This is a genomic window from Paenarthrobacter sp. 10N417, assembly GCF_056394745.1.
This window is the reverse complement of record NZ_JBFTIL010000006.1, coordinates 135,566-161,157: the sequence shown is the minus strand read 5'-3', so window position 1 is coordinate 161,157 and position 25,592 is coordinate 135,566. Positions and strand designations below refer to the sequence as shown.

At 62.1% G+C, this 25,592-nt stretch carries 21 protein-coding genes; 10 read left to right on the top strand and 11 right to left on the bottom strand.

Features of this window, described 5'->3' with window-relative positions:
- The first annotated feature begins 229 nt into the window (after positions 1-229).
- Entirely contained in the window at positions 230-2,203 is a 1,974-nt protein-coding gene (locus AC1DCM_RS09640; protein WP_477518143.1) for an APC family permease, read from the top strand.
- Positions 2,204-2,227: 24 nt separating this feature from the next.
- Here AC1DCM_RS09640 and AC1DCM_RS09635 read toward each other — a convergent pair whose 3' ends face one another.
- Positions 2,228-2,803, bottom strand: coding sequence for a helix-turn-helix domain-containing protein (locus tag AC1DCM_RS09635; protein ID WP_017197669.1), 576 nt, complete (start codon positions 2,801-2,803; stop codon positions 2,228-2,230).
- 267 nt (positions 2,804-3,070) lie between these two features.
- Here AC1DCM_RS09635 and AC1DCM_RS09630 point away from each other — a divergent pair, with 267 nt between their 5' ends.
- Complete coding sequence (locus tag AC1DCM_RS09630; RefSeq protein WP_477518113.1) at positions 3,071-4,612, top strand: sodium:solute symporter family protein; 1,542 nt, start codon at positions 3,071-3,073, stop codon at positions 4,610-4,612.
- Between the two features lie 115 nt (positions 4,613-4,727).
- Here AC1DCM_RS09630 and AC1DCM_RS09625 read toward each other — a convergent pair whose 3' ends face one another.
- Positions 4,728-4,922 (bottom strand): hypothetical protein, encoded by a 195-nt coding sequence (locus AC1DCM_RS09625; protein ID WP_442005842.1) that lies wholly within the window; start codon positions 4,920-4,922, stop codon positions 4,728-4,730.
- A 244-nt stretch (positions 4,923-5,166) separates the two neighbouring features.
- Between AC1DCM_RS09625 and AC1DCM_RS09620 the strand changes: the two genes are divergently transcribed.
- The 3 genes from AC1DCM_RS09620 to AC1DCM_RS09610 all read left to right on the top strand — a co-directional run bounded on the left by AC1DCM_RS09620 (position 5,167) and on the right by AC1DCM_RS09610 (position 8,316).
- Positions 5,167-6,330 (top strand): VIT1/CCC1 transporter family protein, encoded by a 1,164-nt coding sequence (locus AC1DCM_RS09620; protein WP_477518112.1) that lies wholly within the window; start codon positions 5,167-5,169, stop codon positions 6,328-6,330.
- Positions 6,331-6,393: 63 nt separating this feature from the next.
- Positions 6,394-7,287 carry a matrixin family metalloprotease gene (locus AC1DCM_RS09615; RefSeq protein WP_477518111.1) on the top strand — a complete coding sequence of 298 codons (894 nt, stop codon included), beginning with the start codon at positions 6,394-6,396 and terminating at the stop codon, positions 7,285-7,287.
- Positions 7,288-7,401: 114 nt separating this feature from the next.
- Entirely contained in the window at positions 7,402-8,316 is a 915-nt protein-coding gene (locus tag AC1DCM_RS09610) for a matrixin family metalloprotease (protein ID WP_477518110.1), read from the top strand.
- Positions 8,317-8,334: 18 nt separating this feature from the next.
- On the opposite strand, the gene AC1DCM_RS09605 is transcribed toward AC1DCM_RS09610, so the two are convergent.
- Positions 8,335-9,471 (bottom strand): LOG family protein, encoded by a 1,137-nt coding sequence (locus AC1DCM_RS09605; RefSeq protein ID WP_477518142.1) that lies wholly within the window; start codon positions 9,469-9,471, stop codon positions 8,335-8,337.
- Between the two features lie 73 nt (positions 9,472-9,544).
- Between AC1DCM_RS09605 and AC1DCM_RS09600 the strand changes: the two genes are divergently transcribed.
- Positions 9,545-10,348, top strand: a complete 804-nt coding sequence (locus AC1DCM_RS09600; RefSeq protein WP_477518109.1) for a gamma-glutamyl-gamma-aminobutyrate hydrolase family protein — start codon at positions 9,545-9,547, stop codon at positions 10,346-10,348.
- 290 nt (positions 10,349-10,638) lie between these two features.
- The gene (locus AC1DCM_RS09595; RefSeq protein ID WP_477518108.1) at positions 10,639-13,377 is read left to right on the top strand and encodes a chitobiase/beta-hexosaminidase C-terminal domain-containing protein; all 2,739 of its coding nucleotides are present in this window, start codon (positions 10,639-10,641) and stop codon (positions 13,375-13,377) included.
- 658 nt (positions 13,378-14,035) lie between these two features.
- Here the strand turns inward: AC1DCM_RS09595 and AC1DCM_RS09590 are convergent.
- The 3 genes from AC1DCM_RS09590 to AC1DCM_RS09580 all read right to left on the bottom strand — a co-directional run bounded on the left by AC1DCM_RS09590 (position 14,036) and on the right by AC1DCM_RS09580 (position 17,348).
- A complete protein-coding gene (locus AC1DCM_RS09590; RefSeq protein ID WP_477518141.1) occupies positions 14,036-15,058 on the bottom strand; it encodes a Gfo/Idh/MocA family oxidoreductase in 1,023 nt (340 codons plus the stop codon).
- A 71-nt stretch (positions 15,059-15,129) separates the two neighbouring features.
- Positions 15,130-16,173, bottom strand: a complete 1,044-nt coding sequence (locus tag AC1DCM_RS09585; protein ID WP_477518107.1) for a sugar phosphate isomerase/epimerase family protein — start codon at positions 16,171-16,173, stop codon at positions 15,130-15,132.
- Positions 16,170-17,348 (bottom strand): Gfo/Idh/MocA family protein, encoded by a 1,179-nt coding sequence (locus AC1DCM_RS09580; protein WP_477518106.1) that lies wholly within the window; start codon positions 17,346-17,348, stop codon positions 16,170-16,172. Before AC1DCM_RS09580 ends, AC1DCM_RS09585 begins: the two co-directional genes overlap by 4 nt.
- 127 nt (positions 17,349-17,475) lie before the next feature.
- On the opposite strand from AC1DCM_RS09580, the gene AC1DCM_RS09575 reads away from it, so the two are divergent.
- Positions 17,476-18,477 carry a LacI family DNA-binding transcriptional regulator gene (locus tag AC1DCM_RS09575; protein WP_477518105.1) on the top strand — a complete coding sequence of 334 codons (1,002 nt, stop codon included), beginning with the start codon at positions 17,476-17,478 and terminating at the stop codon, positions 18,475-18,477.
- 94 nt (positions 18,478-18,571) lie between these two features.
- Here the strand turns inward: AC1DCM_RS09575 and AC1DCM_RS09570 are convergent, their stop codons facing one another.
- From AC1DCM_RS09570 to AC1DCM_RS09560, 3 genes are all read right to left on the bottom strand, one after another.
- Entirely contained in the window at positions 18,572-19,498 is a 927-nt protein-coding gene (locus AC1DCM_RS09570; RefSeq protein WP_477518104.1) for an ATP-binding cassette domain-containing protein, read from the bottom strand.
- A 12-nt stretch (positions 19,499-19,510) separates the two neighbouring features.
- Positions 19,511-20,563, bottom strand: coding sequence for an ABC transporter permease (locus AC1DCM_RS09565; RefSeq protein WP_477518103.1), 1,053 nt, complete (start codon positions 20,561-20,563; stop codon positions 19,511-19,513).
- Positions 20,564-20,627: 64 nt separating this feature from the next.
- Positions 20,628-21,623, bottom strand: coding sequence for a substrate-binding domain-containing protein (locus AC1DCM_RS09560; RefSeq protein ID WP_477518102.1), 996 nt, complete (start codon positions 21,621-21,623; stop codon positions 20,628-20,630).
- 308 nt (positions 21,624-21,931) lie between these two features.
- Between AC1DCM_RS09560 and AC1DCM_RS09555 the strand changes: the two genes are divergently transcribed.
- Together AC1DCM_RS09555 and iolB are read left to right on the top strand one after the other, a co-directional pair.
- Entirely contained in the window at positions 21,932-22,672 is a 741-nt protein-coding gene (locus AC1DCM_RS09555; protein WP_224093760.1) for a GntR family transcriptional regulator, read from the top strand.
- Positions 22,673-22,689: 17 nt separating this feature from the next.
- Positions 22,690-23,583 carry a 5-deoxy-glucuronate isomerase gene (gene iolB / locus AC1DCM_RS09550; RefSeq protein ID WP_477518101.1) on the top strand — a complete coding sequence of 298 codons (894 nt, stop codon included), beginning with the start codon at positions 22,690-22,692 and terminating at the stop codon, positions 23,581-23,583.
- 70 nt (positions 23,584-23,653) lie between these two features.
- Here iolB and AC1DCM_RS09545 read toward each other — a convergent pair whose 3' ends face one another.
- Positions 23,654-24,526 (bottom strand): sugar phosphate isomerase/epimerase family protein, encoded by an 873-nt coding sequence (locus tag AC1DCM_RS09545; protein WP_477518100.1) that lies wholly within the window; start codon positions 24,524-24,526, stop codon positions 23,654-23,656.
- A gap of 9 nt (positions 24,527-24,535) precedes the next feature.
- Positions 24,536-25,549 (bottom strand): Gfo/Idh/MocA family protein, encoded by a 1,014-nt coding sequence (locus AC1DCM_RS09540; protein ID WP_477518099.1) that lies wholly within the window; start codon positions 25,547-25,549, stop codon positions 24,536-24,538.
- Positions 25,550-25,592 lie beyond the last annotated feature (43 nt).

The window sequence follows — 25,592 nt, the reverse complement described above, 5'->3', positions numbered from 1 at the left end:
TGCGCCACTCCTTAGTGGATAGGTCGAGATGAATCAGTAACTGTGACACCCATCATACACTCAAAGTTTCCTAATAAGCATCACCTGTTTACAAGTTCCCTTTGCTGATGAGCTCACGTGAGATGCCGGTCACATGAGGCGTAAAGATTCCATAAAAACCGGGGTTGAGCCGCTGACGGCGGCCATACGCTCCTTGCCTAAGCAGCACACTGCTGCCCGAAAGGACAACGTGACCACCCTGACCAGGCCGCCGGCCGATCCTGCAGACCGACTCAAAAAGGCATTCCACCTCAAATCGTGGCTGCTGGAAGGAATGCCGGATACCTCGGGCAAGCGGCAGGGTCCGCACGGACAGCCAGCGGAAGCCCACAAGCCGCAAGCTTGGTGGAAGGTCATGTGCCTGACGGGCCTGGACTACTTCTCGACTCTGGGCTACCAACCTGCAATCGCTGCCCTGGCTGCGGGCTTGCTGTCGCCCTTGGCCACGCTGCTCCTGGTCTTCGTCACCCTGGCTGGCGCACTGCCTGTATACCGTCGCGTTGCCAGGGAAAGTCCTCGGGGCGAGGGGTCCATTGCCATGCTGGAGCGCCTGCTTCCTCGATGGGGTGGCAAGTTGTTCGTCCTGGCGCTCCTCGGTTTTGCGGCCACGGACTTCATGATCACCATCACCCTCTCCGCCGCCGACGCTACCGCGCACCTCATTGAGAACCCCTTTGCTCCGCATTTCCTGGAAGGCCAGCAGGTTGTCATCACCCTGGCCCTGATTGCAGGACTGGGCATCGTCTTCCTGCGCGGATTCAAGGAAGCCATCAACGTGGCCGTCGTCCTGGTCGCCGCGTTTCTGGCACTGAACCTTGTGGTCGTCATCGTTTCCATAGGCCACGTGTTCACAGAGTCGCGGGTGATCTCTGACTGGTGGACTGCGCTCAACACATCCCACGGCGATCCGATCCTGATGATTGCCGTGGCGCTGCTCGTGTTCCCGCGATTGGCCCTTGGCCTCTCGGGCTTCGAGACCGGCGTCGCAGTCATGCCCCAGATCAAAGGACATCCATCCGACACTGAGGCCAAGCCAGCCGGCCGGATCAAGGGCGCCCACAAGCTCCTGACCACGGCCGCCATCATCATGAGTTCGTTCCTCATCACGTCCAGCTTCACCACCGTCATGCTGATCCCGGCCGCGGAATTCGAACCCGGCGGCAAGGCTGATGGGCGTGCCCTGGCTTTCCTCGCCCACAAGTTCCTGGGCGACGGATTCGGCACAGTGTACGACGTCAGTACCATCGCTATCCTGTGGTTCGCCGGCGCTTCGGCCATGGCCGGCCTGCTGAACCTGGTCCCCAGGTACCTGCCGCGCTACGGCATGGCTCCAGCGTGGGTCCGCGCACTGCGCCCACTCGTCCTGGTCTTCACAGTCATCGCCTTCATCGTGACGATCATTTTCCAAGCCGACGTCAATGCGCAGGGTGGCGCCTATGCCACGGGCGTACTCGTCTTGATCACCTCCGCCTCCATCGCCGTGACACTGTCCGCCCGGCGAAAGAAGCAGCGGGCACAGGTCATCGGCTTCGGCGTCGTGTCCTTGGTCTTCATCTACACCACCGTGGTCAACTCGATCGAGCGTCCGGACGGCCTGAAGATCGCCGCACTGTTCATTCTGGCCATCATGGTGGTGAGCTTCATCTCCCGGATCCGGCGTGCCTTCGAGCTCCGGGCCACCCATATCAAGATGGACCAGACTGCCCTCGAATTCACTGCGAACAACGTGGACGGACCGGTCCGGATCATCGCCCATGAACCAAAGCATCTCAGCGCCGGGCGGTACCGGGAGAAGCTCCAGCACGCGCAGCAGGCCAACCACTTGCCAGTTGATTGCGATGCAGTGTTCATCGAAATCATCGTTGATGACAGCTCAGACTTCGAGCAGGAGCTCCAGGTGGTTGGCAAACTCCGGCACGGGTTCAAGATCCTGGAAGTCCACAGCAACAACGTGCCCAACACCCTTGCCGCCGTCTTGCTTCACATCCGCGACGTCACCGGTTTCATGCCGCACATCTACTTCCGCTGGACCGAGGGCAATCCGATCTCCAACCTCAGCAAGTTCCTGTTCTTCGGCGAGGGCGAGATCGCGCCGGTGACTCGCGAGGTACTGCGTGAAGCTGAGCCAGACATCACCCGCCGGCCCTGGGTCCACGTGGGCTGACTGCGCCGCGTTGCTTGGAAAGACCTAGCGGCTCGCTGCGGGCACCAGAACCCAGAGGACCTCGACGGTTTCGTCCGTGGGATTGACCCAGGTATGGGGTTCCCTGCCTGGGAAGGAGAGGGTGTCCCCTTCTTCGAGGTCATACTCCTCGTTGGTCAGGATGAGTTTGATGCGCCCCTTCACCACGTGCAGGACGTCAACGTCGCAGTCCACGGCGTATAGCTCGTTCTCGCCACGGCCCCGCGGTTCGATGGTGGCCTGAAGGATCTGCAGGCGCCGCTCCGATCGGGCAGTCAACAAACGCTCCACAATGCCCTGGCCACCCAGGGAAATCCGTGGACCGTCGTCGCGCCTGGTGAGGTGCGTTTCCGGAGCGGCAAACAAGTCTCCCACCGAAACTGACAAGACCTGGCAAAGGGTTACGAGGGAAGCGACCGACGGCGATGTCAGGTCCCTCTCGACACGGCTGAGGAAACCCTTGGTCAGCCCCGTGGCGTCCGCCACTTGTTCGATGGTGAGGCGCTGCGCCTGACGGGCTGCGCGGATTCTGGAACCAATGGCAACGGGAACGTTGCTTGGTTCAACGGGGAGAGCCTTCATTCACGAACCTTTCAGGCCTGTCATTGGGCCCTGTCATTGCAGCAATAGTAGCGGGATCCCGGGCAGTGAGAGCCACAAACAGCCCAACGATGACCAAAGCCCCTTGACTGTTACTCCGATCACAACATATCCTCATAGGCAACAAGTGTTGTCTGTGAGGCACACAACACGAACCCAATCTCCCATCATCAGCACGGAGACTTCGGCGATTCCCAGGAGTATCGTCGAAAACCCCAACCTCCGTGCACCAGCTCCAAGGAGCCACTCATGGACTCATCGTTCATAAACATCGCCATTGTGGTGGTGTACCTGCTTGCCATGCTTGCATTCGGTTGGTGGGGCAAGTCCCGCACCAAGAACAACAGCGACTTCCTCGTGGCCGGCCGCCGTCTGGGCCCCTTCCTTTACACCGGAACCATGGCCGCAGTTGTCCTCGGTGGCGCATCCACCGTCGGCGGCGTCGGCTTGGGTTACAAGTTCGGCATTTCGGGGATGTGGCTCGTCGTCGCAATCGGCTCTGGCGTCCTCCTCCTGAGCCTGCTTTTCGCCGGCACCATCCAGCGCCTGAAGATCTACACGGTCTCCCAAATGTTGAGCCTTCGCTACGGCAGCAAGGCCACGCAGACCTCCGGAATCGTCATGCTGGCCTACACCCTCATGCTCTGCGCCACGTCCACCGGCGCCTACGCCACCATCTTTGTCGTCCTCTTCGATTGGCCGCGCTGGATGGCGATCGCCGTCGGCGGTGCAATTGTGCTTGTTTACTCGACCATCGGTGGCATGTGGTCCATCACCCTGGCCGACCAGGTCCAGTTCATCATCAAGACCGTGGGCATCTTCTTCCTGATGCTCCCCTTCGTCATGAACGCAGCCGGAGGACTCGACGGCATCCGTGAACGCGTGGATGCGAGCTTCTTCCAGATTGACGGAATCGGTGTCCAGACGATCATCACGTACTTCGTGGTCTACACACTCGGACTGCTGATCGGCCAGGATATCTGGCAGCGCGTCTTCACCGCCAAAACTCCCAAGGTTGCACGCTGGGGCGGAGCGACGGCTGGCGTTTACTGCATCCTCTACGGTGTGGCTGGCGCCTTGATCGGCCTGGCTGCCCGGGTAGCACTCCCCAACATCGATGTGGCCAACCTTGGAAAGGACGTGGTGTACGCCGAAGTGGCAACGAACATCCTGCCCATCGGCATCGGCGGCCTTGTCATGGCCGCAGCTGTTGCAGCCATGATGTCCACCGCTTCAGGTGCCCTGATTGCCGCCGCCACCGTGGCACGCGCAGATGTTGTTCCGTTCGTGGCCAGCTGGTTCGGCAAGACCATCAACACTGACGACACCGAAAACCCTGAGCACGACGTCAAGGACAACCGTTACTGGGTTCTTGGCCTGGGCATCGTTGCCGTGCTGATCTCCATGGCCGCGCAGGACGTGGTGGTTGCCCTCACCATTGCCTACGACATCCTGGTGGGCGGTCTCCTCGTCGCGATTCTCGGTGGCCTCGTCTGGAAGCGCGGAACCGGTATCGCTGCTGCCTGGTCCATGGCAGTGGGCTCTATTTTGACTCTGGCCTTGCTGATTCTGTTCGCCACTGGACTCATCCCGAGCGTCGACGGCGTCTACGCCAACGAACCGATCTACTACGGCCTGGCTGCCTCGTTCGTGGCGTACGTCGTAATTTCCCTCCTCACGCCACCCACAGAACCCGAAGTTCGGGCGGCCTGGGACAAGCGTGTGGCCGGGGCAGTCTCTGACGAATTGCCCCTGGAAGCCCACCCCGTCAGCAGCCACAACGCCAGCTAGCTGAGCAGGCCCAGCCCCAAGTAATGTTCGACGGCGGCGCCGCCCGTTTTCGGGGCGGCGTCGCCGTTGCGCTTTACCTTGGGTTCCCGAGTTGCAGGACCCACTTGGAGGACGCTTAGAATTCTTCGTCTTCTTCCCCACGGAATTCTTCGGTTTCATCCAGGGGAACAACCCGCTCGTCGTCATCCGGGACGTCGATTTCCTCCACCCAGGGTTCGTCGACTTCCTGGTCTTCGCTGTAGTCGTACGCGGGGTCCGACTCGATGGTCTCCCGCTCCGGGTGGTTGGCGTGCGGTTCGGTGGTGTCCATGCTGCAACCTCCGTCTGGTGGGCTGGCAAGCAGCCTGCTGACCGAGTACGGGGAGGGCCCCCGCCCCTGTCCTTCCATCTGAGCACTGTGCTTGAAGAGGGTCAAGGCATGCGTGGATCGCGCCCAAAATTAAGGCACGCCGAACATTCCCGCTAAGGAATACCGGCCAAAAATCCGCGCCAATAAGCGGTACAGTGGGCGTTGCAATGGGGCCGCAACTACCCCACCCAGCACAGGAGAGAAAGTGCAAAAGCACCAGGAATCCCACGGTTCGTCGAGCCCCGCTCCGGACCCCGCCTCCGGATCCGGAACACCGCCCCAACCAGTCCCGCCCACGCCTGCGGACATCAGGCGCTGGCGTCAATACCTGGCCGATGAGCGTGCCGAAGCCGCCGTCTACCGGGAGCTCGCCCAGCGTCGCGACGGCGAGGAACGCCAGATCCTGCTCGCCTTGGCCGAGGCAGAAGGAAGGCACGAGGCACACTGGCTCAAGCTGCTCGGAGAGCATGCTGGAATGCCGAAGGGTGCCTCCACCCGTAGCCAGCTACTTGGCTTCCTCGCACGGCACTTCGGTTCGGTCTTCGTGCTCGCGTTGGCGCAGCGCGCGGAGGGCCGCTCCCCTTACGGTGCCGAGCCCGCCGCGACCCCGGCCATGGTTGCCGATGAACAAATCCATGAAGAAGTTGTCAGGGGCCTTGCCACCCGTGGACGCAACAGGCTTTCGGGTACTTTCCGCGCCGCCGTTTTTGGTGCCAATGACGGTCTGGTGAGCAACCTTTCACTGGTCATGGGCATGGCCGCAACGGGCGTTCCCAGCCCTGTGGTCCTCATGAGTGGCGTGGCCGGTTTGCTGGCCGGTGCCCTGTCCATGGGTGCCGGTGAGTACGTTTCGGTCCGCTCGCAACGGGAGTTGCTCAACGCCACCCTGCCCACGCAGGCTACCCTCACTGCCGCCCCTTCCCTGGACATCGAGCACAACGAGCTCGTGCTGGTGTACCTGGCCAGGGGCATGACCCGCGAGGCCGCCGAGCACCGCGCGGCCGAACGCATGGGACTCTTCAGCTGTGACTGCGATCCAAGCCTTTCCTTGCAACCGGAGAAGGAGCAACCCGCTGACGACCACGAAACCGTGGGGTCTGCGTGGGGTGCCGCGATGTCCAGCTTCTGCTTCTTCGCTTCCGGAGCCATCGTGCCCATCCTTCCGTTTATTTTCGGCATGACGGGTGTGGCGGCGCTGACAGTAGCCGGTGTTTTGGTGGGGATCGCGCTCCTGGCGACTGGCGCCGTCGTCGGACTGTTGTCCGGGACCTCACCGCTGAGCCGCGGCTTCCGGCAGTTGGCGATCGGCCTGGGTGCTGCGGCCGCCACCTATGGGCTTGGCCTCGCGTTCGGAACGATGATCGTCTAGGCGGTAATGTTGGTTCGTCCTCCGCGCGGCCCCGCGTGACCGGGGCGTAGGGAATGGAGAACCGTGGATTCGGAGCAGCCGCCGTTGCGCGCGCCAAAACACCGCCGTGCGGGCACAACCCTCCGAATTCTTCGTGGCGTCCTCATAGCCGGTGTCGCCGCCGTCGTGGCTGTCCTTGTCAGCGGTTTGCTCCACGGCGATCCGCGAATCGTCGGGCTGTTTCCAGGTGTGGCCCTGCCCAATTCGCCCAAGAGCGAGCCGATCCAGCAGACCCCGGCCCGTGCCTTGGACGCGCCGCCGCCAGGAATCGAGGAGGCGGACGCCCCGCTGGCGTCGCCCCCGCCGCCGGCCAACGCCAGCGATTCATATAAGTTCCTGGCAACCAACGACGACGGCACCCCGGTTGGGTACTCGCCGTGCCGGCCCTTGCACTACGTGGTGAACGAGGCCACCGCGCCGGAGGGCACGGATGCACTGCTTGCCACCGCAATCGCCAATATTTCCGCGGCGTCCGGAATCCAGTTCGTCAACGATGGCAGCACCGACGAACTCCCCACAGGGAAACGCGAACCTTACCAACCATCCAAGTACGGTGACCGGTGGGCGCCCTTGCTGATTTCATGGACCACACCTGAGACGGCCCCAGCGCTGGCTGACAGCGTCATCGGTACGGGCGGCAGCACCATGTACTCACTGAATAATGGTGCCAAGAGCTACATCACGGGCAGCCTGGAGCTCGACACCCCGCAAGTGACGGAGCTCCTTGCCGAGGATGGCGGTTCGGACTACGTGCTGGCCGTCATGCAGCACGAACTGGGGCACGTCATGGGTTTGGATCACGTTGATGATCCCGTTCAGTTGATGTACCCGGAGATCGGCGCCCCGGACGGACTGGCTGCCGGCGACCTGAACGGACTTCACCTCCTGGCCTCGGCTCCTTGCCGCAAGGACATCTAAAGCTGCGGAGCCTGGCGAACCGCCATGGACTCACCACGCCATCGGTTCTATCCTGACGGAAGCGGCCGACGGCGGCGCTCACCGTCCGATTGGGCCGTCCCGTGAGGGGGTTCGATGGAACCTTATGGGTCGCCAGAGAGGCCAGACCCCTATCCCCCGCCGCCTTATCAGCAGCATGCCACGCCGCCGCCCAGGCCGCCCATCAAACACAGCAGCATCGCGGCCATCCTGTTCCTGTTCGCCGTCCTCGGTTTGGTCTGCGCCGGCGCCTACTTCAGCGGCGAACTGCAAAGTTTCTGGTCCGATTCCACAACGCAGAGCCAAGCGCCGCGGCCCGGGCTGGTTCCCTTCGGCCAACGTCAGGATCCGCTGCCCGGCTTCGAGGAAGCGGACGCACCCCTGGGCACACCGGCGCCGTTGCAGCGGACCAGCACTTCCTACAAATTCCTGGCTGTCAAGGAAGACGGAACACCCCTGGCATACTCTCCCTGCAGGCCGATCCACTACGTGGTGAACTCGGATCTGGCCCCAACAAGCTGGTCTTCCATGGTGGAGGACGCGGTTCGGCAGGCCAGCCTGGCCTCTGGGCTGCAGTTCATTTATGACGGTCCGACGTCCGAAATCCCCAGCACCAACAGGGCCGGCTACCAGCCCACTACTTACGGTGACCGTTGGGCGCCTGTGCTCATTGCCTGGACCACGCCGGAGCAGGTGCCACGGCTGACCGGACAAACCGTCGGCTTGGGCGGAAGTTCCTCCATCGGCCTGAGCAACGGCTATAAGGCTTACGTGACCGGCTCGGTCTCGTTGGATGGACCACAGTTCGCCGGGATCATGGACTCGCCCCAAGGCAAGGAAGTGGGCACAGCTGTGATCATGCACGAACTCGGACACGTTCTTGGTTTGGACCATGTGGATGACCCCCGCCAACTGATGTACGACCAAGCCTCGTGGGTTCGCGAGTACGCCGCCGGGGACAAGACGGGCCTTGCCCAACTCGGTTCCGGCCCCTGCAGTAAGGATTTCTAGCCCTTCCAGCAGGGTCTTCTAACCGGCGGCCACCACTGCGAGCGCGTCCTCCACGGTGTCCACCAGGAAGATCCTGCCCGCCATGGGCCTCCCGGCAGCGAGGCTCCGCAGCATCGGCCACGCCGGGTACGTCTGTTCCCAATGCTCGCGGCCCACCAGGACCATGGGGGTGATGGTTTCAGGGGCGCCGTAGTAGTTTTCGCAGGCGTCCTGGAAGATCTCCTGCACGGTTCCGGCCGAGCCTGGCAGGAACACGATCCCGCCGTTGCAAAGCTCCAGGAGGATTGCTTCCCGGATCGCGTTGGCGAAGTACTTCGCGATGTGAGTAGCGAACAGATTGGGCGGCTCGTGGCCGTAGAACCACGTGGGTATGCCGAGCGTCGCGGTGCCTTCCGGGTAACGTTCGACGACGGCGGCTGCTTGCCGCGCCCAAGCCGTCACCGAGGGCCTGAACCCCGGTACGGAAGCGAGCGTTTGAAGCGCTGCGCTGGAATCGGCGTCGGGCAGTCCGCTGAGGTAGGCCCCCATGTTGGCCGCTTCCATGGCGCCGGGGCCACCGCCGGTTGCTACCGTGAATCCGGCTTGCGCCAGCAGGCGACCCAGCCGCGCGGCGTCGGCGAATTCCTTGGTTCCGCGCTGGGCGGCGTGTCCTCCCATGACGCCTACCAGCTTGGTACCGGATAGCTCACCGTCTTGCAGCAGTTCGTCCAGTGCATCACCAATGGCGTGGTCGTGGAGGGCTGCGGCGAGCGTGGCGTCCAGGCTTGCCCGCTTACCTGGAAGGATGCTCCACTCATAAATCCTTGCGTCCAGGGTGGCTTCATACTCGGTAGTGGAAATGTCCTCGTAGAGTTCCGTTGCTGTGTAGAGGGTGCCGCGGTACGGGTTGAACGGTACGCCGCGCATCTTGGGAAAGATGAGCGCGCCGCGGCTTCGCAGGCTCTCCTCGATGCCGTCGTCGAATGTGCATCCCAGGAAGATAGCGCCCTGCGGGTCCATCATTTTTAGTTCCCGTGAACGTCCGCGAAGGTCCAGTGACTGTGCGTGCCAGCCGTGCATGGACCCGGCCCCGGAAGTAACCAGTTTGTCGAAATGGACGATGCTTTCGACATCGAGCGTCCGTGGACTTGGGTTCAAGGCACCGGAGGGATTCATGGCATCAGCGTAGTAGCGCTCAGCGGCTTGCGTCCCGTTTACGTGTGGGCGATGTTCCGTTGCATGATGAAGCATGAAGACTTCAGATGAGGGCGGCGCCGGCGCCCGGCCGCGTATCGGAGTTCCGGTCCGCCTTAGCAGCTCGGACAATCCCGACGCCCGCGTGGGCGAAGCCAACCAACTGTTCACCTTTATTGTGGATTTGCTCCGTGAAGCCGGTGCACAGCCGGTGTTGCTGACCCCCATTTCGGCCGACAGCGCCGGGCGTCTGGCCTCCGTCATGAAAACGCTCGACGGCGTGCTGCTGCCCGGTGGCGGGGACCTGGAACCGCGTCTTTATGGCCAGGATCCGGAGGACTCGGTATATGACGTCAACCCGGAACAGGATCACCTGGACATTGACGTCGCCCGGGCCACGATTGACGCCGGCCTTCCGCTGCTGGGGATTTGCCGCGGCCACCAGTTGTTGAACGTGCTCTACGGCGGGACGTTGATCCAGGACATGGCACCGTCGGCCGTCAACCATAACGGCTTGAATGCCCACGACCCCACTGCCAATGAGTGGGCATGGCACGACGTCGTGCTGGTACCCGGTTCGAAGACCGCCGCGCTCTATGGCGCACCGGAAGGGACCTCCATCAAGATCGCCTCGGGGCATCACCAGGCGGTGGCCAGGGTGGGTGAAGGCCTGGTGGTGACGGCGATCGCCGACGACGGCACGGTGGAAGCGCTTGAAGACCCTTCCCGTTGGGTTGCCTCCGTGCAGTGGCATCCGGAAGCTTCCCAGCTTCCTGATGCGGAGCGGTTGGCGCCTTTTAAAGCGTTCGTGGAAGTGTGCCGGAACCCTGTTCAGGCCCGGCCCGGAGGAGTACAGTAGCGCTCACTGCATCGCTTTCCGTTCCTCTGAGAGCTCGGCTAGCGCATAACTCCATTCGAATGACGTCCCTATGGGCGTCGTAAGTTTGCCGGCTGGGGGGCCCAACATCTGCTCAAAGGAGCATGGTTGTGGACCGTCCAAAATACGTCCGTCGTGCGAATCGGCAAGCTCATTTTTTCAGCCTTCTGGGTTTTATCTTTAGTCCGACCCTGGCCTTCGCGGGACTCGTCGCATTTTCCGCCACCCCTGCGGTGTCAGCCGTACCGCCGTGTGCAGGAACCGGCGGGGCCATGCAGATCGTGGCCCACACGGACGATGACCTGATTTTCCTTAGCCCGGACTTCATGAGGGACATCCAGGCCAAACGCTGCGTCCAAACGGTGTTCACTACTGCGGGCGAGGCCGGCGAGGGCGCTTCGTACTGGAAGGGCCTGGAAGCCGGAATCAGGGCCAGTTACTCCAAGATGGCAGGGGTGTCTGATTCCTGGACGACCTCGGACGCAGGGGTTCCCAACCGGCCGCTCACCATGCAAACCCTTAATGGTGCACCCAACATCTCGGTAGTGTTCATGCGGCTCCCCGATGGTTTCCCGAATGGTGACGGGAGCGCGGCGTACAACGATCAGAGCATCCTCAAACTCTGGGATGGACGGCTTTCCTCCATCCGGCCCGTGGATAATGCCGCCACGTTCACCAAGTCCCAGTTCCAGACTGCGCTGAACCGGCTGGTTGCCAACTTCCAACCGACCACGTTCCGCACCCAGGATTGGACTGGCAACTTTAACAACCCTTACGACCACAGCGACCATTGGGCAACCGCCAAATTTGCCCAGCTGGCTACGCGCAGTTACACCGGCCCCCACACTTCCCTGGCCTACGACGCATACGTCATTGACGAATACCCCCAGAACGTGACCGGGGCTGAACTCACTGCGAAGGTGGACACCTTCGTGCGATTCGCGGATTTCGACATGTATATCTGCAGCAGTCCCGGCGAAGGTTGCCCCGATTCCCCCTACGACGAGTGGCTGAAGCGGCAATACATCACAGCCATTGAGTGGGTGGGCAATGCCGCGAAATCTGCAGGGACCACCGTCACGGCGTCATCCCAGAAAGCAGCAGCCCAAAGTCCGGAAAAAGCCCGGGATGGGTACGACTGGGGCGCTCCCATGGACGCAACCCGTGAGTGGGTAACAGCCGGCGAAAAGGCAGGCAGTTGGATTCAATACAACTTCTCCCCCACAAGGACCATCAACTCCGTGACCTTGTTCGACCGGCCGCTCCTCTCGGACCAAATCACCGGAGGAAACCTGTTGTTCTCGGACGGAAGCACAGTGACAGTCCCTGCCCTTCCCAATAATGGCTCCGGACTCACCATCAACTTCCCGGCAAAGACGGTGAGCTCTGTGCGTTTGAACATCACCTCGGTAAGCTCCACCACCACGAACGCCGGTCTGGCCGAGTTTGAGGCGTACCTGGGAACGGACAACGTTGCCCCCGTGGTCACTGCGACGCCTCCGGGCGGAACATACGCTGTGGGTCAATCCATCACCCTCACCGCCAATGAGACGGCGACGATCTACTACACCACGGACGGCAGCAACCCCACGACGGCGAGCAGCAAGTACGCCAGCCCCATCCCGCTGAATGGCCCGATGACCCTGAAGTACTTCGCCGTTGACGGCGCCAACAATTCCTCGGTCGTGGCCACCCAGACGTACTCCACGGGCCCTGACGTCACCAAGCCCGTCGTGACGGCCAACCCTGCAGGCGGGGCCTACGCAACAGGTACCACCATCACCTTGTCCGCCAACGAACCAGCGGAAATCCGTTACACCACAGACGGCACTGATCCCCTCACGGCCGGCCTGGTGTATACCGCGCCAATTACGTTCAATGGGCCCGGCCCCATGACCCTGAAGTACTTCGCGAAGGACACGGCTGGAAACACCTCCGACGTCGCAACGCAGACCTACACGGTCCCGCCGGACACGACGGCTCCTGTTGTGACGGCCAATCCCACCTCACGGGCCTTGGCCAGCGGCGCCACGATCACGCTGACAGCCAACGAGCCTGGGGCGGCCATCTATTACACGACGAACGGCAGCACCCCCACGGCCACGGAGTCTGCTACCAACATCAAGTACTCCAGCCCGATTGTGATGGGCAGCTCCACGCTGACGCTCAAATACATAGGCGTGGATACCGCAGGCAACACTTCGGCTGTGGCTACCCAGACGTACACCGTTCCCGCAGCCGGACCGCCGTCGGCCCATGACTTCAACGGTGACGGCCGTGCTGACGTCCTGGCGGCTGATACCGCCGGGAACCTGTACCTGTATCCCGGCAACGGCGCAGGTGGACTCGGCCCACGGCAGCTTGCTTTGGCTGCACCCGCCTGGTCAGCCAACACGGACACCATCACCCCGGGCGATTTCAACAGCGACGGGAAGCCGGACCTCCTGGCACGATCCGGGGACGTCCTGTGGTTCTATCCCGGTGATGGAGCTGGCAGCTTTGGCGCACGGAAGCAGGTCAGCATCGGTTGGAGCACCATGACGCAGATCTTCTCACCAGGGGATTTCAGCGGTGACGGTATTCCCGATCTCATGGCACGTCGCAGCAACGGCGACCTCCGTTTGTATGAAGGAAATGGCGCTGGAGGACAGCGGACTCCCTACACAGTCGGCTGGGGTTGGGGCGTCATGAACTCCATCTTCAGCAGCGGCGATTTCAATGGTGACGGCAAGGCAGATGTACTGGCGCGGCGCACTGATACAGGCGCATTATGGCTATATCCGGGCAATGGTTCCGGGGGCTGGCTGCAATGGACGCAGATCGGGACGGGCTGGGGAACCCGCACTGCGCTGGCCGGACCACGGGACCTTGACGGCGACGGTAAGAACGACGTCGTAGGCCGCATCGGAGACACTTTGTGGCTCTATCCCGGATCGGGAAGCGGAACGCTCAGCAACGTTCCGCCCGTTAGCCTCGGCACGGGTTGGCAGGCCATGAAGGTCATCGGCTGATCAGCCCCCCATAGACCTGGCGCGGGTCGGAGTTTTCCCCCAGACTCATCCGGCCCGCGTCAGCTACGTCCGATCCTCTCTCACATCGACGCCCCTCCCGCCCGATCCTCTCTCACATCGAGGCCCCTTCCGCCCGATCCTCTCTCACATCGGGCCACCTTTCGCCCGATCCTCGCTCACGTCCCGCAGCGGTAGGTCCCGACGTCCGCACTCAGGTCAGGTGCCGACGTCGTGGCTTTACTGAAGCAAGGGAGAGACGAACGCCGCCAATCCATCAGGATGTGAGAGAACATCGGGGAAAAAGCCGCAGGACGTGAGAGAAGATCAGGCGGCGACGCGGACCCGGACGCCAGTTTTAAAGGATTCCTGGGCGGCGTCCGCCCACCTTGACAGCAGCTACCTGACCGATCCTCTCTCACATCGAGGCCCCTTTCGCCCGATCCTCTCTCACATCGAGGCCCCTTTCGCCCGATCCTCTCTCACATCGAGGCCCCTTTCGGCCGATCCTCTCTCACGTCCCGCGCGGCAAGTCCCGACGTCGGCACTCAGGTCAGGTGCCGACGTCGTGGCTTTCCTGAAGCAAGGGAGAGAGGAACGCCGGCAATCCCGCAGGATGTGAGAGAAGATCAGGGAAAAAGGCGCAGGATGTGAGAGAAGATCAGGGGGCGACGCGGACGGGGACGCCGGTTTCGAGGGATTCCTGGGCGGCGTCGGCCACCTTGGAAGCAGCGACAGCGTCCTCGGGAGTGCACGGATTCTTGCGTTCCCCGAGGACCAATTCCACAAACGCAGCCATCTCGGAGCGGTACGCCTGGTCGAAGCGTTCGGCAAAGGTCTTGTGGGAGTTGCCGAACGGGAACGCAACCCCTGGCTCGGCCGAGCGGACAGCCATCTGTTCGTCCATGCCAACCACCACTGAGCCATCAGAGCCTTGGAGTTCCAGCCGGACATCATGCCCGGCCCCGTTGTAACGGCTGGCTGAGACCGTGCCTACCGTGCCGTCGTCGAACGTTACTACCGCCAGGGCGGTATCGACGTCGCCCACCTCACCGATTGCGGGGTCGCCATTGTTGGAGCCCTTGGCGTAGACCTCCACGATTTCCTTGCCCGTGAGCCAGCGAAGGATGTCGAAATCGTGCACGGAGCAATCTCGGAACAGGCCGCCCGAGGTTGCCAGGAATTGGACCGGCGGCGGTGTCATGTCGCATGTGAGGGCACGGACGGAGTGGATCCAGCCCAATTCTCCGGCTTCGTAGGCCCGCTTGGCTTCCAGGTAGCCGGCGTCGAAGCGGCGTTGGTGGCCGATCTGCACGGTTCCACCCTTCTCCCGGATGTACTCAAGGACCGGCAGGGACTGGGCGACATTCACGGCCACCGGCTTCTCGCAGAACACGGGAATCCCAGCATCCACACCGGCGCGGATGAGGTCCGGGTGTGTCGCCGTGCCGGTGGCGATCACCAGTCCATCCACACCCGAGGTGATCAACTCCGCCACCGAACCAAGGAATTCCGCTCCACATTCAGCAGCCACGGATCGGGCGTGTTCCTCCGCCACGTCGGTCAGCTTGAGTTGGACCTGGACACCCTCCGGGTTCAGGACGTGGTTGAGCGCGCTGATGTTCTTGGCGTGCATTACGCCAATCCGACCGACACCCACCAGGCCGAGGGTCACTTGCTTCATCATTATCTGTCTCCGTCAGTGCAGCAGAAGTTGAGTCTTAAGAGGGATTCTTGAGGCGACACTAAACCTTGTCAGTTTGTCCTGTCAAATGGCCCAACGGCAGAAGCGTTCAGTGACGCTTCCAACGCCGCGTCAGCATCCTTAAGGACCTGCGTCGCCACTTCAAGTCCTTCAATGCGACCCAGGGAAACGTCCTCGTGTTCGATGTTCACCAGCATGTTGGGATCAACCTCATGGAGCGCCCGGAGGAACTCTGTCCAAAAGGCCGTATCGTGTCCACGGCCCAAGGCAACGAAGTCCCAGGCCGAGTTCTTGGGCCATTCGTTGGCCCACTCGTCGCCGCCCAGGTTGGTGCGGTTTTCCTCGGGTGAAAGCCGTCGGAAGCCGTTGTCCAAAACTCCGTACAGCGCAGCGTTGTCCTTGTTCACGCGGACGTCCTTCGCTGCTGCCTGGAACACCAATGGGCCAAGTTCGCGGACCACAGCCACAGGGTCCATCTGCTGCCAGAAGAGGTGCGAAGCATCGAGTTCGACACCAACATGGGTGGCACCGGTGAGCTCGATGAGTTTGTAGACATCAGCGGTGTTGAAGACGAGGTTCTGCGGGTGCAGTTCCAGCGCCACCTTGACGCCGTGATCAGCAGCAAGGCGGTCCGTTTCCTTCCAGAACGCAGCGGCCACATCCCACTGATAATCCAGCACGTCCAGGGCCGCGGAGTTCCAGGCGTTGACTACCCAGTTGACGGTGGTCGCTCCTAGCTCGCCGCCCGGCAGGCCGGACATGGTGACAACCCGGTTCTGGCCGAGGCGATGGGCCAGGCGAATGGAGCGGCGGATGTCTTCGGCATGCTTCTCACCGATTTCGCGCTTGGGATGCAGCGGATTGCCATTGCAGTTCAGGCCAGCGATGGAAACGCCGGTGCCCTCGAAGATCGCCAGATAGTCGTCGCGCGCTGCGTCGCTTTCCAGAATCTGGTCAAAGGTGGGGATGTGCACGGCGGGCAGGAATCCACCGGTGTTGATCTCAATGCCCGTGAGGCCAAGATCAGCTATGACCTTCAGCGCTTCGGGAAGCGGGCGGTCGTGCAGGATCGCGTTGTAGACGCCGAGCTTCATAGCGTGATCTTCTTTCCGTTGTTCAGGCTGGATTCGGTGACTGCATTGAGGAGTTCCATGTTGCGGACGCCTTCATCGAAGGTGGCGCAGCGAGGCAGGGATGCTTCTGCGTTGAGCCCGGCAACTTCTTCGAGGAACGCTCGGGCCTGATAGCCGAATGCGTCGTTCTGGCCAAAGCCAACTTCCGGGGCGTCCATGGCGAGTCCGCCGGCGATGTACGGGTGGCCCGGGCCGAGGATGACTTGGCGGTAACCGTTCTCGATACCTGAGCCGTCATTGAGGAACAGCTGGATTTCGGCCGGGCGGCGCTGATCGAACTTGGCGGCGCCGTTCTCGCAGAAGACCTCGAACTGGAGGCTGTTGGCATGGCCGGCTGCAACGCGGGAGACCTCGAAGCTTCCGGCGCCGTTGGTGAACTCTGCGTTGAAGGCTGCGTAGTCGTCATTCTCGACCGCTTCGAACGTGTCGCTGACGGCCACGTGATCGTGACCCATCACGGCACTCAGCGGAAGAGGGCGCTTGGCAATCGCCGTGGCGAGCCGGCCACCGCTGATGGACTTGATATCGCCGCACAGGAATTCGGATACGTACGTCAGGTGACTTCCGACGTCGGCCAGCGCACCGGAGCCGGGCCCGCCTTTGTATCGCCAGCTCATGGGCGCCGTGGGGCTGAAGCCGTAGTCGGTCCAGTACCTGCCACTGAAGTGCAGGACGTTCCCGAGAACGCCGTTCTGGATCAGGTCACGGATGTAGGCGATGCCCGGAGTCCGGCGAAAGGTGAAGCCGATGCGGGCAAGCGTTCCACGTGCCTCTGCTTGCCGGGCGGCGTCTGCCATGGCGCGGGCATCGGCCAGGGTATCGCTGAGCGGCTTCTCGCACAGCACGTGCTTGCCGGCGGCGAGCAGGCCTTCCACGACTTCGCGGTGGAGGGAGTTGGCGATGACCACGCTCACCACGTCAATGTCACCAGCCTCGGCGATTGCCTGCCAGCACGTATCGTTGCGCTCGTATCCAAAACGTCGGGCAGCCAGAGACCCAAATTCAGCATTCACGTCGCCAATCGAGACGAGGCGGAGCTGTGGCAGTACCGGGCTGTAGAGGGCAGATGCCGTGCGGTACGCGGCAGCGTGGGCTTTGCCGGCCATGCCTGCAAAGCCCACGCTGCCGCGTACCATGAGGCATAAGCGGCATTTTGTAGCGCTACAATTTTTGCACTGGGTTTGAGCGTAGCTATGTCCATATGTCCTGTCAATCCTTAAGCGACTATCCTCAAGGACAGACACGAAAGGCACACCGATTCCGTTGAACAACGCACAGACTCGACGCCCCACCCTCTACGACGTCGCCACGCAGGCCGGAGTCTCGCCGTCGTTGGTTTCCTTGTTCCTCAAGGACCCGGCGAGGATCAGCGAAAAGCGTAGGCAAGCCGTCCAAAAGGCGATACACGATTTGGGCTACCGGCCAAGCCGGGCTGCCACCACTCTTGCCAGCCACCGCACCAAGAGCATCGGCCTGGTGATCGACGATTACCGGAACCCCTGGTTCGTGGATCTCCTCCGGGGTATGGAATCCGTCCTTTCGGATCTTGGCTACCACGTCATGCTCGCGGACTCCAGGCCTGGCGCGAACCGCATCAAGGAAGCCACAGACGGCCTGCTGGCCATGCACGTGGACGCCTTGGTCCTGGCCGCCGAGCCCAGCGAACCCATGCTCGCTGGAACGTGGGTCCCCACTGTGGTTGCCGGATGGCGGAAGGGCGTCCCGACAGGCGCGGACCTGATAACCAACGACGACGACCGCGGGGGCAGCATGGCAGCGGACCACCTGCTGGGGTTGGGCCACAGCCGCATCGGCCACCTTTCGGGGTCCGACGGCGCGTCAGCACACCGGCGCGCCGGTTACCAACGCGCGCTGGAGGCTGCCGGCGTCGAAGTCGTCATCGGCCAGACTGAAGGAACGTCTGAAGAAGACGGGTACGGAGCCGCTTGCTGGCTTCTCGATCACCACCCCGGCACTACCGCCATCTTCGCCGCCAACGACACCATGGCGCTGGGCGCTTTCGCCGCCATCAAAGCCCGTGGGCTTTCCGTGCCCCACGATATTTCGGTGATCGGGTACGACAATTCCCCGTTAGCCAAGTCGCGCTTCCTGAACCTCACGTCCATCGATAACCGAAGCGACCTTGTGGGCATGGACGCTGCTCGAAGGCTGCTGGCCCGCATCGACGATCCTGCGTTGGAGCCGGAGCGGAAGCTCATCGAGCCGACGCTAGTACTCCGCAGCACGACGTCGGCGGTTCGGTAGAGGCGGACGCTGCAGGGGGCCGCTCACTGGGGGTGCCGGAAACGACTCTGCCCGGAGCCATCAGGCGCTCCGGGCAGAAGTCCGCGGAACAAACCTAGTGCCGCTTCGTGGCACCCTCCGGTGCAGCGTCAGCCACACCCGCCACTTCAGCCTTAACCTCCTCGAGCGCATCGGAGTGCCCGCCGAGCTGCTCCAGCTCATGGGCCAGCTCCGCGAGCTCTGCACCGCCGGCCATTTGGGCCGTCAGCTCATCCAAGGTGATGTCCTTCTTGTCGTAGTAGCCGATCGACTTGCCGCGCTTGAGCAGCAGGAAGCGGTCACCCACAGGGAAGGCGTGGTGCGGGTTGTGGGTAATGAAGATAACACCGAGGCCGCGGTCGCGGGCCTGGAGGATGTACCGAAGCACCACGCCGGACTGCTTCACGCCAAGTGCGGCCGTGGGCTCATCCAGGATCAGCACCTTCGCACCGAAGTACACGGCCCGGGCGATGGCGACACACTGGCGCTCGCCGCCGGAGAGCTGACCGATGGGCTGGTCAACATCGCGGAGGTCGATACCCATCTCGGCCAGTTCCTTCAGCGTGATGTCCTTCATCTTCTGGACATCCATGCTCTTGAACGGACCGAATCCGCTGATCAGTTCCGAGCCAAGGAAGAAGTTACGCCAGATGGGCATCAGTGGAACCACTGCCAGGTCCTGGTAGACAGTGGCGATACCGGCGTCGAGGGCGTCCCTGGGCGAATTGAACTTTCTGGCATCGCCCATCACGTGCAAGGTGCCTTCGTCGTGCTGGTGCAGGCCTGCGATGATCTTGATCAGCGTTGACTTGCCGGCGCCATTGTCGCCCAGGACGCAGGTAACCCGGCCGTTGTCCACAGCCATGGTGACATCGCGCAGGGCGATGATGTTGCCGTAGTGCTTGCCTACTCCCTCGAGCGAAAGCAGGTGCACGGGTGTGTGCGTCAACGGGTCCTTCTCGTTTTTCAGCAGTGTCTGCTGGTCGATCTGTTGTGCGTTCATTGTTCCGGCCCCTTACTTGAGCTCTGCCCGGCGCTTGACGATCAGGTTCACGATGGTGGCCAGCAGGAGCATCAAGCCCAGGAAGAACTTGAACCAGTCCGGATTCCATTGTGCGTACACGATGCCCTTGTTGGCCATGCCAAAGATGAAAGCACCGATTGCGCCACCCACTGCCGAGCCGTAGCCGCCTGTCAGGAGGCATCCACCGATGACGGCAGCAATGATGTAGAGGAACTCGTTGCCAACACCTTCGCCGGACTGCACAGCATCGAAGGCAAAGAGGTTGTGCATGCCCAGAATCCAGCCGCAGAAACCAACAGCCATGAAGAGGCCGATCTTGGTCTTGGTCACAGGGACGCCAACTGCGCGGGCAGCATTGGCGTCGCCGCCCACTGCGAAGATCCAGTTGCCAACGCGGGTGCGCAACAGGATCCACGAGGCCACTGCCACCAGGATGATCCAGAAGAAGACTGTGATCTTGACTTCCACGCCGCCGATGCTGATGGAGGAGGCGAACACCGCTCGTGCCGATTCGAACCCGTCCAGTTTGGAGATCGACGGCGAGGAGACGCTGCCGCCGATGAGGCGGGTCAGTGCCAGGTTCAGGCCCGTCAACATGAGGAAGGTCGCCAGGGTGACGATGAAGCTTGGAAGTTTGGTCTTGACGAGAATCCAGCCGTTGATGAATCCAATGCCCAGCGAGACAACCAGTGCCAACGTGACACCAACCCAGGCATTCATTGAGAAGTTCCAGCTGAAGAGCGAGGCGGTCAGGGCGGAGGAGATCACGGCCACACCGGTGGAAAGGTCAAACTCACCACCGATCATCAGCAGGGAAACCCCTACCGCCATGATGCCAATGGTTGAGGACCCGTAAAGCACGGTGGCGAGCGCGTTCGGCTGGGTGAACGTCTGGGAAACCGAGGCGAAGAAAATGAAGAGGACTACTGCTCCGACCAGTGCACCGACCTCGGGCCTCGCCAGGAACTTTTGGACCGGACTACGGCGGCCTACCCGTTCATCACCAGGCGATGTCGCCGGCGGCAGGGTTGCTGTGTTTGCCATGGGAATGACTCCTTGTTGTTCAGGCTGCGCGGCGGTTCCCCACCGCGCAGCCTGATGCCGGGATCTAGCGGACGCCCTGCTGGGCGAATTTGAGGACGTCGGAAGCATTGGACTTGTCCACGATGGTGGGTCCGGTCAGGACAGGCTGGCCGCCGCCGATCTTGAAGCCGCCGCGCTTTGCCTGCCACAGGGCGTCAACTGACATGTAGCCCTGAAGCCATGGCTGCTGGTCAACGGTGAAGATCACTTGGCCGTCCACGATCTTTTGGGCGAGATCGGCATTGAGGTCGAAGCTGGCCACCTTGGCCGAACTGCTGGCGTCAGTAACTGACTTGAGCAGGGTGAGGGTGATGGGGGCGCCGAGACCGATGATCACGTCAGCATCTTTGGATGCCTGGAGTTTCGCTGTGGCCGTTGACTGGACCGCGGTCATGTCCTTGCCGTCGACGTAGAGGATTTCCGTTGCCGGAACCTTGGCTTTCACGCCGGCGCAGCGCGCTTCCAGACCCACGTGGCCCTGCTGCTGGATGACGCAAACGGGGTGCTTGTAGCCCTCTGAAGCCAGCCGGGTGCCCACCGCCTCACCTGCAAGCTGCTCGTTGGAGCCGAAGTGGGTGAAAGCACCCAGCTGGCTGGAAACGGATTCACCAGCGTTGAGGCTCACAACTGGGATACCCGCAGCGGTGGCTTTCTTCAGCACATCCTTCAGGGCGTCCGGAGTTGCCAGTGTGACCGCAATGCCGTCAACCTTCTGGTCGATGGCCTGCTGAACAAGCTGTGCCTGGCGCCCGGCTTCGGGATCGCTGGTGTACAGGAGTTCTACGTTGTCCTTGCTTGATGCTTCCTCTGCGCCCTTGCGGACAATATCCCAGAAGGTGTCACCCGCCGCTGCGTGCGTAATGAGGGCCACTTTGATGCGTGCCGTGCTGGCTACCTGTCCGGCGGCTGCACCTCCCCCGGAATCTGCCGGCTTGCCGCCCTGGCTCGAACAGGCGCTCAGGGCCACCAATGGAACCACTGCTGCGACGACCGCCGCTTTGCGCCACGAGAATTTTGCCACCGTTATCTCCTTTGATGTCAGCTTCGGGCGTCCGGGGACTCGTGCCCGGATCGCCTGCTACCTCGATCATGGTGACTCGTCTCACACTTTGTCAACAGTTTGTCCTGACATTAGGATGTTTTTACGTAAGTTCCTCGAGTAGATGACGCCGCAGCGTGGGTGGAAGTCACTTCCTTGACCAGCACAGCCCGGCTGCTATTATCAGAAAAAGGCAGTATGTCCTATCAAGAGAACATGAGCGGACATACTCATCCATCCGGCCGGGATACTGCTTCCCGGGCCGGGCTTCCGCAGGCTAGGAGAAACCCGTGGCGAACCAACTCAGCCTCAGCATCGACCGTTCGTCCCCGGTGCCGCTCTATCACCAAGTGGTCCAGGGAATCGAAGCCGCCATCCATAGCGGAGTCCTGGAACCGGGCAGCAGGTTGGACAACGAAATCGACCTTGCGGCACAGCTGAACCTGTCCCGCCCCACCATGCGAAAGGCCATGGACGAACTGGTCCGCTCGGGCCTTCTGGTGCGTAAACGTGGCGTTGGTACCCAGGTTGTTTCAAGCCAGGTCCGGCGTCCCCTGGAACTCTCCAGCCTTTTCGATGACCTCAGCAATAACGGCAAGAAGCCCACCACGGATGTGCTCAGCTTCTCCCACGTGGAGGCCGACGCCGCCACACTCACCGCGCTTCAACTGCCGCCTGGGTCAAAGGTCTACCACTTCACCCGCCTCCGCAAAGTTGGCGGCAAGCCCCTGGCGCTCATGGAGAACTGGGTCCGTGACGACATCACCAGCATGGACGAAGCCCAGCTCTCCAGCGAGGGGCTCTATTCGATCCTTCGTCGCGGCGGCGTGAATTTCCGATTGGCATCCCAGCGCATCGGCGCCATGATCGCCAATGACTACCAGGCTCCCCTTCTCGAAGCCGAAGTGGGTTCGGCGCTTGTGACCATGGAGCGCACCGCGGTGGATGACACGGGACGCATGGTTGAAACGGGACACCACGTCTACCGCGCCGATTCCTACAGCTTTGAAATGACACTCGTACAGCGCTAACGCAAGGACACAAACTTATGGCCAACTGGGTCTACCCACTGGGAACAGCTACTGACGGCAAGTGGGATATCTCGCTCGGCACTTCCGATTCCACTCTCGCGATCGACGGCTGGGCCCATACGGGACTGAAGGTTGCGACGCTCGTGCCTGGTGCCGCCGTCGAGCTTCCTGCCGCTGCGGAAGAACGCATTGTGGTTCCGTTGAGCGGTTCGTTTACCGTGACGGTCGACGACGGCGAGTACAGCCTCGCGGGCCGGCATTCGGTTTTCCACGGGCCAAGTGACGTCCTGTACACAGGTATCGATAAGGCTGTCACCATCAGCTCGCACGACGGCGGCAGGGTGGCAGTCGCGACCGCACCGGCGAAGGCCGAGTACCCAATCCGCCTGATCACGGCAGCCGAGACCCCCGTAGAGCTGCGTGGGGCGGGCAACTGCTCCCGGCAGGTCCACAACTTCGGCACACCGGCTGCGTTGGAAGCTGATCGTTTCATTGTCTGCGAGGTCATCACCCCCGGCGGCAATTGGTCCTCCTACCCTCCCCACAAGCACGATGAGGAGAAGGAAGGCGAGACCAGCCTGGAGGAGATCTACTACTTCGAAACGCGCGTCGCTGAAGGTTCGCCCGCCCCGGAAGACTCAGACGCCATCGGCTACGCCCGCGTCTACGCCTCCGATGACCGGCCCATCGATGTTTCGGCTGAGGTCCGCACCGGTGACGTGGTCCTGGTCCCGTACGGCTGGCATGGACCTGCCATGGCAGCTCCGGGCTACGACCTCTACTACCTGAACGTCATGGCAGGCCCCGGACGCGTGCGCGACTGGCTCATCAGCGATGACCCCCACCACGGCTGGATCCGCCAGACCTGGGACGGCCAGGACGTGGACCCAAGGCTCCCGTTCGGCGCCTAACTTCCCGAGCTGGTGCACAGCCAAGGCCCCCTGGATGATATCCAGGGGGCCTTAGCCGTACTCAAGCTACCTATTTTGTTCCGGCGATGTAGTCGTTCATCGTCTTGAGCTGATACCGGGAAACGTCCTCGGCATTCTCGTCCTCTGCGAACACCGAAGAGACCATGACGGTGTTCTCCTTGTCCAGGAACCCGATCTCCTTCAGGCCGCCGAAGAACTCGTCCCAGTTCACGTCCCCGTCACCGATCTTGAGGTGCTGGTGGACGCGGACAGCGTTGCCAGGCGGGTTGGTGATGTACCGGAGGCCGTGTGAGGCGTGGTGGTTCATCGTGTCAGAGACGTGCACCAGGCGGAGCTTGTCGCCGGCTGCACGCATGATCTCCAACGGCTTGTTGCCCATATGGAAAGAGTGCGAAGCCACGTAGACCATGCCGATGTTCGGGGAGTTCACGCCCCGGATCACACGCAGTGCAGCCAGACCATCCTCCACGAAGTCGTCCGGGTGGGGATCAATGAGCACATCCATGTCTTCGCGCTCGATGATCGGCAGGAGCTCCTCCATGGAACGGTAGAACGCGCGTTCAGACTCCTCGGCATTCTCGGGGCGGCCACTGAACTCCGTGTTCATGGTCTGGACCCCGAGATCGACGGCGATCTGGATGGCCCGCTTCCAGTAGCGGACCGCAGCTTCCCGGGCGTCCTCATCGGGTCCAGACCACCGCAGGACGGGCAGGACCGAGGCGATTTCGACGCCGGCGTCCTTACACGCTGCCCTCAACTTACCCACAAGCTCGTCATCAGCTTTGGGGTGGTTGAAGAACGGGATGAGGTCCGCATGGGGAGTCATCTGCAGGTACTTGTAGCCGAGATCAGCTGCCACGCGCGGGAACTCCAGCAGCGTATGGCTGTGGTGGAACGGAGTGGGATCAAGGGCGATCTTCATAACAGTCCCTTACCTGTAGAGATCCGGCTTGGTGTTCAACTGGACCTTGACCTTTTCGCCCGACTTCTGGGCCTCGACGCCGGCCTCGCAGCAGGCAGCGGTGGCATAACCGTCCCAGGCGGTTGGACCGCCGATGTCGCCGCGAAGGGCGGCATCAACCCAAGCCTGGACCTCGACGTCGTACGCTGCTCCGAAGCGCTCCTCGAAGCCCGGAGTGACGCTGCCGCCCCACTTGCCGGCGGACTGGATGTAAGGGCCGCTGTCCCCGCCGATGCTCACAATGCCGTCCTCGAAGGACGCCTGAGTGGCCACCTGGTAGCCGAACTTGGCGTTGACGTAAATCTCGACGTCGGCCAGCACCCCGGATTCGGTTTCGAGCAGCACATGCTGGGGGTCGTGCTGGCCATTCGGGGCGTTGCGCGTAGGCTTCCCCAAGCGGACCTGCACGGACGTGATTTCCTCGCCGGTGAAGTAACGGATGGCGTCGAACTCGTGGACCACGGAGTCGTTGATCAGCATCTCGTTGGTGAAGCCCTCAGGCGTGCTCGGGTTACGGTGCTGGTGGTGCAGCATCAACAGCTCCCCCAATTCACTGTTGCGGATGATCGAACCCAGCGCCGAGTACTCGGCATCGAAGCGGCGCATGAAACCAACTTGGATGCGCTTGTGGCCCAATGCCAGTTCAGCCTGGACAACCTTCCACGCGCTTTCTGCATCCGGCGTCAGCGGCTTCTCGCAGAGAATCGGGAAGTCCTTCTCCAACGCCTTGTACAGGATTTCCTCGTGCAGGAAGCCCGGCGTGGCGATCAGGACGGCGTTGACGTCACCATTGTTCAGCGCCTCATCGGCACTGGACAGCGCCACGGCGCCGTCGATTCCTTCAACGGCAGCCTGCGCACGGGCAAGGTCAACATCGACGACGGCGGCTACTTCAGCGCCGTGAATGCGGGTGCTGAGGCGCTTGATGTGATCGGCACCCATGCGGCCTGCGCCGATGACGGCAACGCGGAGAATCTTTGTCACTTTTCTATCCTTCGTGAGGTTCGTTCTTGTTACTGGACGCGCG

Coding starts and splice junctions, on each gene's coding strand:
- AC1DCM_RS09635 (WP_017197669.1), bottom strand. CDS start 2,803: ATGAAGGCTCTCCCCGTTGAACCAAGCAACGTTCCCGTTGCCATTGGT.
- AC1DCM_RS09630 (WP_477518113.1), top strand. CDS start 3,071: ATGGACTCATCGTTCATAAACATCGCCATTGTGGTGGTGTACCTGCTT.
- AC1DCM_RS09625 (WP_442005842.1), bottom strand. CDS start 4,922: ATGGACACCACCGAACCGCACGCCAACCACCCGGAGCGGGAGACCATC.
- AC1DCM_RS09610 (WP_477518110.1), top strand. CDS start 7,402: ATGGAACCTTATGGGTCGCCAGAGAGGCCAGACCCCTATCCCCCGCCG.
- AC1DCM_RS09605 (WP_477518142.1), bottom strand. CDS start 9,471: ATGAATCCCTCCGGTGCCTTGAACCCAAGTCCACGGACGCTCGATGTC.
- AC1DCM_RS09600 (WP_477518109.1), top strand. CDS start 9,545: ATGAAGACTTCAGATGAGGGCGGCGCCGGCGCCCGGCCGCGTATCGGA.
- AC1DCM_RS09595 (WP_477518108.1), top strand. CDS start 10,639: ATGCAGATCGTGGCCCACACGGACGATGACCTGATTTTCCTTAGCCCG.
- AC1DCM_RS09590 (WP_477518141.1), bottom strand. CDS start 15,058: ATGAAGCAAGTGACCCTCGGCCTGGTGGGTGTCGGTCGGATTGGCGTA.
- AC1DCM_RS09585 (WP_477518107.1), bottom strand. CDS start 16,173: ATGAAGCTCGGCGTCTACAACGCGATCCTGCACGACCGCCCGCTTCCC.
- AC1DCM_RS09580 (WP_477518106.1), bottom strand. CDS start 17,348: ATGGTACGCGGCAGCGTGGGCTTTGCAGGCATGGCCGGCAAAGCCCAC.
- AC1DCM_RS09570 (WP_477518104.1), bottom strand. CDS start 19,498: ATGAACGCACAACAGATCGACCAGCAGACACTGCTGAAAAACGAGAAG.
- AC1DCM_RS09565 (WP_477518103.1), bottom strand. CDS start 20,563: ATGGCAAACACAGCAACCCTGCCGCCGGCGACATCGCCTGGTGATGAA.
- iolB (WP_477518101.1), top strand. CDS start 22,690: ATGGCCAACTGGGTCTACCCACTGGGAACAGCTACTGACGGCAAGTGG.
- AC1DCM_RS09545 (WP_477518100.1), bottom strand. CDS start 24,526: ATGAAGATCGCCCTTGATCCCACTCCGTTCCACCACAGCCATACGCTG.